The sequence below is a fragment of the Streptomyces sp. NPDC044033 genome (assembly GCF_056434425.1).
Genome location: NZ_JBWKFF010000022.1, coordinates 10,575 through 23,368, shown reverse-complemented (window position 1 = coordinate 23,368; position 12,794 = coordinate 10,575). Strand labels below are relative to the sequence as shown.

The window sequence follows — 12,794 nt, the reverse complement described above, 5'->3', positions numbered from 1 at the left end:
ACCTGGGCTTATGCATTTCCGGCGATTGACCAAATTCTGAATGCAACGTAGCTTTCGAGTTATCCCAAACGCGTACTATCGCGAGATGAGGAAATGGCCATGGGTGAATCCGTCCACACCGTCATGACGCTCCCGACGGCACGTCGGGCCGGCTGCCCCTTCGACCCGCCGGCAGAGCTGATCGACGCCCGCCGGCAAGGTCCCATCAGCCGCTATACCCACCCCGGTGGCGTACCCGGCTGGCTGATCACCGGATACGACCTGGTCAGGTCGGTCCTGGCCGACTCGCGGTTCAGTTCCCGCAAGGAACTCATGAACGTGGTCGACTACGAGCTTCCGCCGGCGTCACCGGGCGAGTTCCTCCTCACGGACGAACCACTGCACGGGCGCTACCGGAAGCCGCTGGTGGGCAAGTTCACCGTGCGGCGCATGCGGCTGCTCACCGAGCGCATCGAGCAGATCACCGCCGACTGCCTGGACGCCATGGAGAAGGCCGGGCCGCCCGCGGACCTGGTGACCGCGTTCGCCAAGCCCATCCCCGCCATCGTGATCTGCGAGTTGCTGGGGGTGCCGTACGAGGAACGGGCCTCCTTCCAGCGGCAGGTCGAGTCGTTCATGGACGGGGAGAGCAGCGACGAGGAGCTGATAGCGGCCTACACCGGGACCCAGGACTACCTCGCGGAGCTGGTGGCCGCCAAGCGCGCGAACCCCACCGACGACGTGCTCAGCGAACTCACCGGCAGCGATCTGACCGATGAGGAGTTGCGGGGCGTCAGCCTGATTCTGCTGGCGGCCGGGCTCGACACCACCGCGAACATGCTGGCGCTGGGCACCTTCGCGCTGCTGCGGAACCCGGCACAACTCGCCGCGCTGCGCGCCGATCCCGCGCTCACCGGCCAGGCTGTGGAGGAGTTGCTGCGGTATCTGAGCGTCGCCAAGTCGTTCATGAGGACGGCGCTGGTGGACGTCGAGCTGGGCGGCCGGACCATCGAGGCCGGCACGACCGTCGTCCTCTCGTACAACACGGCCAACCGCGACCCCGAGCGCTTCGCCGACCCCCACGCGCTCGACCTCGGCAGGCGGTACAGCGGGCACCTGGCCTTCGGCCACGGCATCCACCAGTGCCTGGGGCAGCAGTTGGCCCGCGTCGAGATGGGCGTCGCGTTCACCGCGCTGATCGGCCGCTTCCCCACGCTGCGCCTGGCCGTACCGGCCGAGGAGGTCGGCCTGCGGCCGGAGACGGCTGACGTCTACGGGGTGAAGAGCCTCCCGGTCACCTGGGACGTATGACCGGGAGGCGGTGACGGCGGCGGGCTCGCGCCTCTCCGAGACCGCGGCCCCGGCCGGGGCCCGCGCGCCTTCCGCGCCCCTTCCACGCCCCTTCCGCGATCCGGATGCCACGCTCTACGCGATGCCGTACCGACCTCGCGGGCGCCCCGCTCCTCCAGCAGCGGGGCGGCGGACTCGCGGTACGGGGTTCAGCGCCGCCGCTCCGGGAGACTGCGGACGAAATCCATCAGCAGGGCGCAGAACGCGGCGGGCTGTTCCAGCGGCGCGAGGTGCCCTGCGGCGGGGATGACCACCGTCTCGCCCGCGTCGAGATCGCGGGCCAGTCCCTCGCCGCCCTCGAAGAAGTCGGGCATGTCGTGTTCACCGACGCCGACCAGGGCGGGAAGGACCAGCGTGCGCAGCGCCGCCGTTCCCTCGCCGAGCGGGTCCGCCGCCGACGACGGCTCGCCGTGGGCGAGTTGTTCGGTCAGTTGGCCGCGGAGCATACGGGCCGCGTGCGCGCGTACGTCGCCGGTCGCGCCGGCCGAGGTCCACGCCTCGACGCCGGCTGTCACGGCCGCGTCCACATCGCCGGCGGCGAGCGCCGTCCTCTCGGCGTCCCAGGCGGCCCGCAGACGTGCGGAGGGCGGCTGGTCGTGGGGCCGGTACCCGACGAGCACCAGGCCCTCGACCCGCTCGGGCGCCGTGACGGCGGCCTGGAGCGCCACCAGGGCGCCGAGGGAGTTCCCGGCCAGGACGAAGCGGTCGGCCCCGAGGTGGTCGAGGGTGTCGAGTACGTCCGTCCAGGGGGCCGTCTCGCGGCCGTCCGGTACGAGTGCGTCGCCGTGGCCGGGCAGGTCCAGGGCGATGGCCCGCACGCCCGCGTCGGCGAGCAGGGGGAGATGGGCTTCCCACATGGTGCGGTCGGTGGGGCGGGCGTGCAGCAGGACGACGGGGCGCCCTCGGCCCGCCTCATCGGAAGGAAGCAGCATGGCAGAACGTCATTTCTTCGGTGGCGACAGCAGGTGGCGACAGCGGGTGGGAGGCGGCAGGTGGGGGCGGAGACGGGAAGGCAGCGGGCTCGCGCGCGAAGGAGCGGGGCGCGCCGTCCCGGGACGGACTCTCACACCGCGGCGGTCAGTTCGTCCGTTTCCTCGTCGCTCAGCCGCAGGGTCGCCGCCGCCAGGTTCTCCTCCAGGTGCGCGACCTTTGACGTACCGGGGATGGGCAGGACGACCCCGGAGCGGGCCAGCAGCCAGGCCAGCGCCACCTGCGACGGAGCGGCGTGATGGGCGGTCGCGATCCGGTCGACGGGGCCACCCGGGCGGGCCAGCTCACCCGCGGCCACCGGCGCCCAGGGAATGAAGCCGATGCCGTGGTCGGCGCAGTACTCCAGAACGTCGGCGGAGCTGCGGTCGGTGAGGTTGTAGCGGTTCTGGACGGTGGCGATCTCCACGATCTCGCGGGCCTGCTCGATCTGGCCGACGGTGACTTGGGAGAGCCCGATCGAGACGACCTTGCCCTCGTCCTGGAGCATCTTCAACTCGCCGACCTGCTCCTCCAGCGGGACCTTCGGATCGACGCGGTGCAACTGGAACAGGTCGATGTGATCCACGCCGAGCCGGCGCAGGCTCGTCAGGGCCTGCTGGCGCAGGTACTCCGGACGCCCGACCGGCGGCCACGCCGCCGGACCGACGCCCACCAGCCCCTCGTCGGTCCTGATGACGTCGGGCCCGTTGCGGGTCAGCCCGGCCTTGGTCGCGATCAGCACCTCGTCGCGGTACGGATGGATCGCCTCCCGGATGATCTCCTCGCTCACATACGGGCCGTAGGAGTCCGCGGTGTCGATCAGCTGCACGCCGAGTTCGACGGCGCGGCGCACCACCCGGACGCACTCCGCGCGGTCGTCGGGCTCACCCCACACCCCGAGTCCGGTCAGGCGCATCGCGCCGAAACCGAGACGGGCGACCTTCTTGCCGGCGATCTCGAAGGTGCCGACGGCGTCGGACAGCGACGTGGTCATGATAGGAATTCTCCTTTTTGTGCAGTATTGGTCTGGTCCGTCAGGGCCACTTCCCGCTCGGACAGCCGGCCGAGCAGGACCAGGGCGTCGGCTCCGGCACTGCCGGGCTCCGCGCTGTAGACGGACAGGTGCTGTCCGGGGGCGCTGGTGACGGCGAGCGCCTCGAAGTGCAGACGCACCTCCCCCACCCGTGGATGCCGGAAGTGCTTGTCCTCGTGGGTACGGGGCCGGACCTCATAGCGCGCCCACAGGCCCGCGAAGGCGGGGCTGCGCACGCTCAGCTCGCCGACGACCCGCTCGATCCGCTCGTCCTGCGGGAACTGCGAGGAGGACGCCCGCAGGTTGCCCACCGCGATCCGCGCCGCGCGGTCCCAGTCGGCGTAGAACTTCCGCGCGAAGGGATCGAGGAAGATCATCCGCAGCAGGTTGTCGTACCGGACGAATCCGCTGTACAGCTCGCGCGCCATCGCGTTGGCCGCCAGTACGTCCTGCGCCGTCCCGACCACGAAGGCCGGCACGTCACGCATGCCGTCCATCAGCCGCAGCAGCTCCGGAGCGACGGTCGTCGTGGCGGCCGCCGTCCCGAAGACGGGCAGGCCCAACCGGAAGAGATGGGCGGCCGCCGCGTCGTCCAGCCGCAGCGCCCCGGCGATCGCCCGCAGCACCTGATCGGACGGACGCCGCTCACGGCCCTGCTCCAGCCGGATGTAGTAGTCCGTGCTCACCCCGGCCAGCAGCGCCACCTCATCACGCCGCAGCCCCGGCACCCGCCGGGGCCCGTCGTCGGGCAGGCCGACATCCGCCGGCACGACCGCCGTGCGGCGGGCGCGCAGGTAGTCACCGAGTGCGTTCTCGCTTTCCATGACCGCCACGCTAATCGCGGACGGGCGCCGGGGCGTGGGTGCGCTGCACCCACCCGGGCGGGGCGGCCGGGCCCACGCCCCGGGTAGCCGCAGCGCACCCTCCCGCGCCTGCGGCCGCGCTCGTAACGTCGGCGCCATGACGCCATGACCGGCCACCGTGCCGCCGACCGCGCACCGGTGCCCCTGGCGTCCCCCTCCCGGGCAGGCCGGGAAAGCCGTGCAGGCCGGGGAAGCCGTCACGGCGGCCGTCCGCCGGCCCCCTCCCCCTCAGATCCCCCTCAGAATCGGAGTCCTTTCATGCCCGACGCCTTCGCCAGCGCTGTCATCCCGGCCCGGATCGCCACGGTGTGGCGCGTGGTCCGCGACTTCGGCGGCCTGGCCGCCTGGCAACCGGCCGTCGCGGGCTGCGTCCTGGCGGACGCGGACGCACCCGACCGCGTCGGTTGCGTCCGCACGCTGTCCATGGCCGACGGGGGGACCGTGGTGGAGTCCCTCCTGGCACTGGACGACCACACGCGGTCCCTGACCTACGGCATCGTCAGCTCTCCGTACCCGGTGCGGTCCTACCGAGCCACCATGCGGGTCCTGCCGCTTACCGCCACCGATGAGACGTTCGTCGGCTGGTCGGTGAATTTCGACTGCGACCGAGCCGACACCGACGAGCTGACGGAAGTCTTCCGCACCGGCGTCTTCGCAGCCGGACTGCGCGGCCTGGCCGATCACTGCTCCACACCGTGATCGCCTGCCTGGCCTTTCTCGCGCGGCGCTATAGGCCGAACCACCCGTCACCTGTGGGCCGCCGGCCGAGGATCGCGGTGAACGGGAACTCGCCGCCGAAGCCCCGACCGGGCTCGTGAACGGTTCCGTACCCACCCGGAGGCCCCGGAGGCCCCGGAGGCCAGCGCGCCAGAGAGACGGCGACGGTGGGTCTGCGGACGCTGCCCCTGCCCCTCGCCATGCCGCCGGTCCCCCTGCACCTGTGCACCTGATCCGGCATCAGCGTCACGACAACGACCGCACCCACGCGTGGCCGCGCGGTCAGGCCCCTCCGACCGTGCAGGCCGTGCAGACCGCGCAGACCGTGTTCGGCTGACGGTGTCGTCGCGCCGGTGAAGTCGTCGCGCCGGGCCCGAGGCCGGTGACCACGCGGCCGGTACGTACGCCGACGGGCCCGGCACGCGTCAGCCGATCGGCCTGCGGCCGCCGAGCCCCCACCGGTACGTATGTACCGCACGCCCGTACGCGACCGTCCGTACATACGCCCACGGGCCCCCGCCCCGACGTGGAAGTCGGTGCGGGGGCCCGTAGAGCCGGAGGCGGTGGCGTCAGACGCGCTCGGACTCGCGGTCCTCGCCCGTCGCGCCCTCGCCCGTCGAGGTCGCGGCCGCCGCGTCCGCCGCGGCCTTCTTGCGGCCCGGCAGGAGGAAGGCGACGATCACCGTGCCGACGCCCAGCACGACCGCGCCGACGACGCTGGTGTGGGCGACCGAGTCGGAGAACGCGGAGCGCACGGCGTCGGCGAAGGACGCGCCCTGCTGCGGGCCGAGCTTGGCGCCGAGCTGCTGGGAGACGGCCAGACCCGCGCCGACCGAGTCCTGTGCGACGGAGAGCACCTTCTCCGGGATCTGCGCCCCGGCCGTGGCCGACTTGGCCGCCGCGTCGGCGAGGTTGTCGGAGTAGGTGTTGGCCAGCACCGTGCCGAGCACGGCGATGCCGAGCGAGCCGCCCAGCTCGATCGAGGTGCTGTTGACCGCGCCGCCGATGCCGAGCTGGTCCTCCGGGAAGGAGCCCATGATGGCGTTGGTGCACGGCGACAGGGACAGGCCGATGGCGAGGCCGAGGACGATGAGGGGGATCACGAAGTCCCCGTACGTCGAGTGCGCGTCGACCCGCGTGAGCAGGGCGATGGCGACGGTGCCGACCGCCATGCCCAGCGCGACCGTGACCTTCATGCCGAACTTCGGCGTGAGCAGGGCCGTCAGCACACCGCCGACGAACACCGCTCCGGCCAGCGGCAGCATCCGCACACCGGTGTCCAGCGGCGAGTAGCCGAGGACGAACTGGAGGTGCTGGGTGAGGTAGTAGAACGCGCCGAAGACGGCCAGGAAGAAGAGCGCGACGGCGAGCGTGGACCCGGCGAAGGCGCGGCGCGCGAAGCGCCGTACGTCCAGGACGGGGCGCGGGTGGCGCAGCTCCCAGAGGATGAAGCAGACGAGGCCGACACCGGCGACGACGGCGGCGGTGATCGCGGCGGCGCCCCAGCCGAAGTGCGGGCCCTCGATGATCATGTAGATGAGCGAGCCGACCCAGATGACGGAGAGCAGCCCGCCGACGTAGTCGAGCCGGTCGCTGTGGCCCGCCTTGGACGGCGGCACGAGGAACAGCGCGCCGACGATGCCGAGTACGGCGATCGGCACATTGATGAGGAAGCTGGAGTTCCAGCTGTACTTCTCCAGCAGCGCGCCCGCGACCAGGGGGCCGGCGGCGATGCCGAGGCCCGCGGTGGCCGTCCAGATGGTGATGGCCTTGGCCCGCTCGGCGCGCGGGAAGGTCGCGGCGAGCAGCGAGAGCGTGGCCGGCATGACGAAGGCCGCCCCTATGCCCATCAGCGCGCGCGAGGCGATGACCGTGTCGGAACTGTCGGCGAGCGCCCCGGCGACGGAGGCGACGCCGAAGACGACGAGGCCGAGTACGAGCGCGCCGCGGCGGCTGTACTTGTCGCCGATCGCGCCGAGCAGCAGCATCAGCGCGGCGTACGGGACGGTGTAACCGTCGATGACCCATTGCAGGTCGGCGCTGCTCAGGTTCAGATCGATGGTCATGTCGGGGGCGGCCACGGTCAGGGTGGTGTTCGCCATGACGATGATCAGCAGGCTGAGGCAGAGCACCCCCAGCGCCGCCCAGCGCTTTCCGTACGGCCGGTCCATCTTCTCGACCGGCGTCGACATGACGACGCGCATCCGGACACCTCTCACGATCTCGGTCTGGGCCTTGGCCCGAGCCTGGAAACCCGGCCCCGGACCCGACCTCAGTTGATTGATCTTGCACAGCGTTGTGCAATTACACAGCAGTGCGCAATTTACTCGGATGCACAGCCGTGTGCAAAATGGAGTGGTCGGCACGCTCGGGGCAACCAGCGGCACGCCCCCGGAGAATGGCGGCCACACGCGTGCCCCGCGCCGCACGGGGACGAGGACGCCGACCGAGGAGCCGCATCCACCATGACCACACTCAGCAGCCGGGCCTCCGTCAACCGCCGCCACATCATGGACATCGCGCTCGCCGAACTGGTGCGCAACCCGGACGCGTCCATGGACCACATCGCCCGCGCCGCCGGGGTCGTGCGCCGCACCGTGTACGGCCACTTCCCCAACCGCGAGGCGCTGATCACCGCGTTGACGGACGCCGCCGTCGAGGACGTCTCGCGCGCCTTCGCGGCCGGCATGGCGGATATCAAGGACACCCAGGGCACCCAGGGCACCGAGGACACGACCGCCGGCCCGGCCCCCGCTCCCCCGGCCGATCAGGCGCTCGCCCGCGCCACCCTCGCCGTCTGGGAGTCCGCCGACCGCTACCGGCTCCTCGTCGCCCTCGCCCAGCGCAGCGTCACCGACGCCGGCATCCGGGCCCGCCTGGAGCCCGTACGCCTCAAGGCCGCCGGCCTCATCCAGCGCGGCCTGGACGACGGCGCGTTCGGCTCCCCGCTCACCTCGCGCGCCCTCGCGCACGTCTACGAGCACACGCTCTTCGGGCTGATGCAGGCGGTCAACGAAGGCGCGCTGCCCGCCGAGACGGCGGGCGTCGCCGCCGCCACGACGGTGCTGGCCACCGCGGGCGTCGCCCCGGCCCGCGCCGCCGAGGCCGTGACCGAGGCCGTACGGGAGGCGACGGCGGCGGCAGCGCGGATGGGGCCGGCGGCGGGCTCGGGGGCGGACATAGGCCCGGGTTCGGGCGCGGGTACGAGCACGGAGGCGCGTACGGATGCGGAGGCGCGTACAGCAGCGGGCACGGACGGCCCGGACGCAGCGAAGCCCCGCTGAACGGGGGCGTCAGCGGAGCTTCGCGATCAGGGGGTGCGAGGCGGAATTCCTGCCGTCCCGCACCGGCCGGGTATCCAGCGGCCGGCACTTCACACACGGGCCAAGGCCGGATATTCACCGGCCGCGCCCAACGTCACACAGCGGCGGGCTCCTTCTCGGCACCCCCAGATTCGCCCTCCGGCGCCTGCCTCGCCCCGCTGTGCCCGTCGTCCACCAGCGTCGTCTCGTCGAACGGCAGCCGTCCGGCGAGCACTTCGTCCACCCGCGCCTTGTCGATCTCCTTGGTCCAGGTGCCGACGAGTACGGTCGCGACCGCGTTCCCCGCGAAGTTGGTGAGGGCCCGCGCCTCGCTCATGAAGCGGTCGATGCCGACGATCAGGCCCACGCCGTCGACCAGTTCGGGGCGGTGGGACTGGAGGCCGCCCGCGAGGGTGGCGAGGCCGGCGCCGGTGACGCCCGCCGCGCCCTTCGACGCGATGATCATGAAGAGGAGCAGCGAGACCTGCTGGCCGATGGCGAGCGGCTCGCCCATCGCCTCCGCCACGAAGATCGAGGACATCGTCAGATAGATGGCGGTGCCATCGAGGTTGAAGGAGTAGCCGGTGGGGACCGTGATGCCGACGACCGGCTTGCTGACGCCCAGGTGCTCCATCTTCGCGATCAGCCGCGGCAGCGCCGACTCCGAGGACGAGGTGGAGAGGATCAGCAGGAACTCCCGCGCCAGATACTTCAACAGCGCGAAGATGCTGACCCCGGCGACCAGCCGCAGGATCGTGCCGAGCACGATGATCACGAAGAGCAGGCAGGTGACGTAGAAGCCGACCATGATGACGGCGAGCGACTTGAGCGCGTCCACGCCCGTCTCGCCGACCACCGCCGCCATCGCGCCGAACGCGCCGATCGGGGCCGCCCACATGATCATGGCCAGCACGCGGAAGACCAGCCGCTGGATGTGGCCGATGCCGCGCAGGATCGGTTCGCCGCCCGCGCCGAGCGCCTGGAGGCCGAAGCCCACGAGGAGCGCGACCAGCAGCGTCTGGAGCACCTCGCCGCCCGTGAAGGCGGAGACCATGGTGGTGGGGATGATGCCGAGGAGGAAGTCGACGGTGGAGTCGCCGCCCTTGGCCTGCGCCTCGCCCGCGTGCCGCACCGACTCCGTCAGGTGCATCCCGCTGCCGGGCTCCAGGATGTTGCCGACGATGAGGCCGATGGCGAGCGCGACCGTCGACATGAGCATGAAGTAGCCCAGCGCCAGGCCGCCGACCGCGCCGACCTTCGCCGCCTTGCGGACCGATCCGACGCCGATCACGATCGTGCAGAAGATGATCGGCGAGATCATCATCTTGATCAGGTTCACGAACCCGGTGCCGAGCGGCTTCAGCTCCACGGCCACACCGGGGGCGGTGAACCCCACGAGGATGCCGAACAGCACGGCCACGATGACCGCGATGTAGAGGAAGTGGGTCCGGTCCTTCTTCGGACGGGCCTGCTCGGGCCCGTCCGGTGACGGTGTCTGCGCTGACACGGTGGTGCTCCTCGGGGTACGGCGTGCGGCTCCTGCGGCCCGCGCTCTTCCGACGAGTGGGGCCCCGCAGACTATGCACCCGTCTGTGACCGCGGTCACCCTTACGTGCATTACGTTCACGGCCGGGGCGGGAGGCAGACTGTCGGCCATGCGCGCACCCCGCATACCCCGCCCCCGCAGCCTGGCCGGCCAGCTCTTCGCGATGCAGATCGTGCTGGTCGCCGCTGTGGTGGCCGGGTGCGCGTTCTTCGCGTACGCCACCGGGCGCGGGCAGGCCGAGGACGCGGCGCGCCGTCAGGTGACCGCGACGGCCGCCGCGGTCGCCGGGGCGCCGTCCGTACGGGCCGCCGTCGACGCCCCCGACCCCAGCGCGGCGCTCCAGCCGTACGCGGAACGGGTGCGGCGCGACGCCGGGGTCACCTTCGTGACGATCATGGACCCGCACGGCACGCGCTGGACGCACCCGGACGCGGCCCGCATCGGCCAGGAGTTCCTCGGCCACACCGGGCCCGCGCTGCGCGGCCGGGCGTTCTCCGAGACGTACACCGGGACGCTCGGGCCGTCCGTACGGGCGGTGGCGCCGATCCGCGCCGGGGACCGCGTCACGGGGCTGGTCAGCGTGGGCATCACGGTCGACGAGATCAGCGCCCAGGTGCGGCGGCAGGTCATCGCGCTGCTGGGGGTGGCGCTGGGGGCGCTGGCGCTCGGCGGCGTCGGTACGTACATCGTCAACGCGCGGCTGCGCCGGCATACCCACGGCATGAACGCCGCCGAGCTGAGCCGGATGCACGACTACCACCAGGCCGCGCTGCACGCGGTGCGCGAGGGGCTGGTGATGCTGGACGGGGAGCGCCGGATCGCGCTGATCAACGACGGGGCGCGCGACCTGCTGGGGCTCACCCCCGACGCCGTGGGGCTGCGCGTCACCGCCCTCGGCCTGCCGGCGCAGCTCACCGAGACACTGCTGGCGGCGGGGCCGTGCGTGGACGAGGTGCATCTGACGGCGGACCGGATCGTGGTCGTCAACACGTCGCCGGTCAGCGGCGGGGAGCGGAGCGGCACGGTCGTCACGCTGCGGGACCACACCGAACTCCAGGCGCTGTCGGGCGAGCTGGACTCCGTACGCGGCTTCGCCGAGGCGCTGCGCTCGCAGGCCCACGAGGCGGCCAACCGGCTGCACGCCGTGGTGTCGCTGATCGAACTCGGCCGCGCGGACGAGGCCGTGGACTTCGCCACGGCGGAGCTGGAACTGGCCCAGGCCCTCACCGACCAGGTCGTGGCGGCCGTCGCCGAACCCGTCCTGGCCGCCCTCCTGCTGGGCAAGGCGGCCCAGGCCAACGAGCACGGCGTCGAGCTCACCCTCACCCCCGAGAGCCACATCGACGACGGCGTCCTGCCGGCCGCGCTGCCGGCCCGCGACTTGGTCACGATCTTGGGGAACCTCATCGACAACGCCGTGGACGCCAGTGCGGCCGCGCCGCAGCTGGCGTCCTTGACGGCGCCGCCGCCCCCGCCCGGCCTTCGGCCGGACCGGGGCGCGGCACCGGCCGGTGCCGACGCGGACGCGCCGCGAGGCCGCGACCGCGCGGGCGCGGCGGACCCGGAGCGGCGGTACGCACCGGCGGCCGGCCCGGAGGCGCGGGACGCACCAGCGGCGGCAGCCGCAGAGCGGTGGGGCCCGTCAGCGGCGGACCTGGAGCGGCAGGGCGCAGCGGCGGACGCCGCAGAACAGCAGGACGCACCAGCCACAGCCCCGGAGCGGCCCGACGATCCGGCGGCTGCCGTAGGGCAGCAGGACGCACCGGCCACAGCCCCGAAGCGGCCGGACGATCCGGCGGGCGGGTCGGCGCGGCCGGACAGCCCGGCGGCCGCGACCCCGGAGGGGCGGTACGTGACCGTGACCGTACGCGCCGACGGCGGGGAGCTGCTGTTGCGGGTGGCGGACACCGGTCCCGGTATCGATCCGGCGGCCGTCGACGAGGTCTTCCGGCGGGGCTGGAGCACCAAGGCCCCCGGCCGGGGGCTCGGTCTCGCCCTGGTGCAGCAGGCCGCCCGTCGCAACGGCGGTGCCGTGACCGTGGCGGAATCGGCCGCGGGCGGCGCGCAGTTCACGGTCCTGCTGCCGCTGCGCGGCGAGGTTCCGGTATGACGCCGGGCCACCCCTTCGCGCCCGCTCCCCGCGGGCGCCCCTCTCCGGTTGGAGCACCCCTATGAGCACGCCGCCGGCCAACGCCGACCCGATCCGGGTTCTCGTCGTCGAGGACGAACCGCTCGCGGCCGACGCACACGCCCTGTACGTGCGGCGCGTGCCGGGGTTCGCCGTGGCCGGGGTGGTGCATTCGCGGGCCGACGCGTCGCAGTTCCTCAAGCGGACGGCGGTCGACCTGCTGTTGCTGGACCTCTTCCTCCCCGACGGGCACGGGCTCCAGCTCGTACGGTCACTGCGGGCCGCCGGGCACACCACCGACGTGATCGCGGTGACGTCGGCCCGCGACCTGGCGGTCGTGCGCGAGGGCGTGTCCCTCGGCGTGGTGCAGTACGTACTGAAGCCGTTCACCTTCGCCACCCTCCGCGACCGGCTCGTGCGGTACGCGGACTTCCGCGCCGCGGCCGGAGAGGCCAGCGGCCAGGACGAGGTGGACCGGGCCCTGTCGGCGCTCCGCGCGCCGCAACCCGCCTCCCTGCCCAAGGGGCTGAGCCTGGACACGCTCCAGACCATCACCGAGGCGCTGCGCGCGGCAGCCGCCGACGGGCTCTCGGCGGGCACGGCCGCGACCACCGTCGGCATCTCGCGGATCACGGCGCGCCGCTACCTGGAACACCTGGTCCATACGGGCCGCGCCGCCCGGACACCGCAGTACGGCCACGTCGGCCGCCCCGAACTCCGCTACCGCTGGCTGACGCAGCGCTGAGGCGGCGACGCGCCGAGACTCCGATACGCCGAGACGCCGAAGCGAGTGGTGGGGGGGGGGGGGGGGGGGGGGGGGGGGCCGGGAGGGGGGGGGGGGGGGGGGGGGGGGGGTGAGGAGGGGGGGAAGGGGGGGCGTGGGGTATGGGCGGGGTGGCGGGGATTG

Annotated in this window: 10 protein-coding genes; 5 read left to right on the top strand and 5 right to left on the bottom strand. The window is 72.7% G+C overall.

Annotated features, from left to right (window positions below):
• Window positions 1-99: 99 nt before the first annotated feature.
• Complete coding sequence (locus AC07AB_RS31460; RefSeq protein ID WP_478574038.1) at window positions 100-1,290, top strand: cytochrome P450; 1,191 nt, start codon at window positions 100-102, stop codon at window positions 1,288-1,290.
• A 188-nt stretch (window positions 1,291-1,478) separates the two neighbouring features.
• Here AC07AB_RS31460 and AC07AB_RS31455 read toward each other — a convergent pair whose 3' ends face one another.
• The 3 genes from AC07AB_RS31455 to AC07AB_RS31445 form a co-directional block, all read right to left on the bottom strand.
• Window positions 1,479-2,261, bottom strand: coding sequence for an alpha/beta fold hydrolase (locus tag AC07AB_RS31455; RefSeq protein WP_478574035.1), 783 nt, complete (start codon window positions 2,259-2,261; stop codon window positions 1,479-1,481).
• A 131-nt stretch (window positions 2,262-2,392) separates the two neighbouring features.
• Window positions 2,393-3,292, bottom strand: a complete 900-nt coding sequence (locus tag AC07AB_RS31450) for an aldo/keto reductase (RefSeq protein ID WP_478574033.1) — start codon at window positions 3,290-3,292, stop codon at window positions 2,393-2,395.
• On the bottom strand, window positions 3,289-4,155 hold the full coding sequence (locus AC07AB_RS31445; RefSeq protein WP_478574030.1) for a helix-turn-helix domain-containing protein: 867 nt from the start codon (window positions 4,153-4,155) through the stop codon (window positions 3,289-3,291). Before AC07AB_RS31445 ends, AC07AB_RS31450 begins: the two co-directional genes overlap by 4 nt.
• 297 nt (window positions 4,156-4,452) lie before the next feature.
• Here AC07AB_RS31445 and AC07AB_RS31440 point away from each other — a divergent pair, with 297 nt between their 5' ends.
• Window positions 4,453-4,893: an SRPBCC family protein gene (locus AC07AB_RS31440; RefSeq protein WP_478574027.1), complete on the top strand. Its 441-nt coding sequence runs from the start codon at window positions 4,453-4,455 to the stop codon at window positions 4,891-4,893.
• Between the two features lie 587 nt (window positions 4,894-5,480).
• On the opposite strand, the gene AC07AB_RS31435 is transcribed toward AC07AB_RS31440, so the two are convergent.
• Window positions 5,481-7,115, bottom strand: a complete 1,635-nt coding sequence (locus tag AC07AB_RS31435; RefSeq protein WP_478574024.1) for an MFS transporter — start codon at window positions 7,113-7,115, stop codon at window positions 5,481-5,483.
• Window positions 7,116-7,376: 261 nt separating this feature from the next.
• Between AC07AB_RS31435 and AC07AB_RS31430 the strand changes: the two genes are divergently transcribed.
• A complete protein-coding gene (locus AC07AB_RS31430; RefSeq protein ID WP_478574021.1) occupies window positions 7,377-8,195 on the top strand; it encodes a TetR/AcrR family transcriptional regulator in 819 nt (272 codons plus the stop codon).
• 133 nt (window positions 8,196-8,328) lie between these two features.
• Here AC07AB_RS31430 and AC07AB_RS31425 read toward each other — a convergent pair whose 3' ends face one another.
• Window positions 8,329-9,720 carry a cation:dicarboxylate symporter family transporter gene (locus tag AC07AB_RS31425; RefSeq protein ID WP_478574018.1) on the bottom strand — a complete coding sequence of 464 codons (1,392 nt, stop codon included), beginning with the start codon at window positions 9,718-9,720 and terminating at the stop codon, window positions 8,329-8,331.
• Between the two features lie 148 nt (window positions 9,721-9,868).
• Between AC07AB_RS31425 and AC07AB_RS31420 the strand changes: the two genes are divergently transcribed.
• Complete coding sequence (locus AC07AB_RS31420) at window positions 9,869-11,869, top strand: sensor histidine kinase (protein WP_478574015.1); 2,001 nt, start codon at window positions 9,869-9,871, stop codon at window positions 11,867-11,869.
• A 61-nt stretch (window positions 11,870-11,930) separates the two neighbouring features.
• Window positions 11,931-12,632: a response regulator gene (locus tag AC07AB_RS31415; protein WP_478574012.1), complete on the top strand. Its 702-nt coding sequence runs from the start codon at window positions 11,931-11,933 to the stop codon at window positions 12,630-12,632.
• Window positions 12,633-12,794 lie beyond the last annotated feature (162 nt).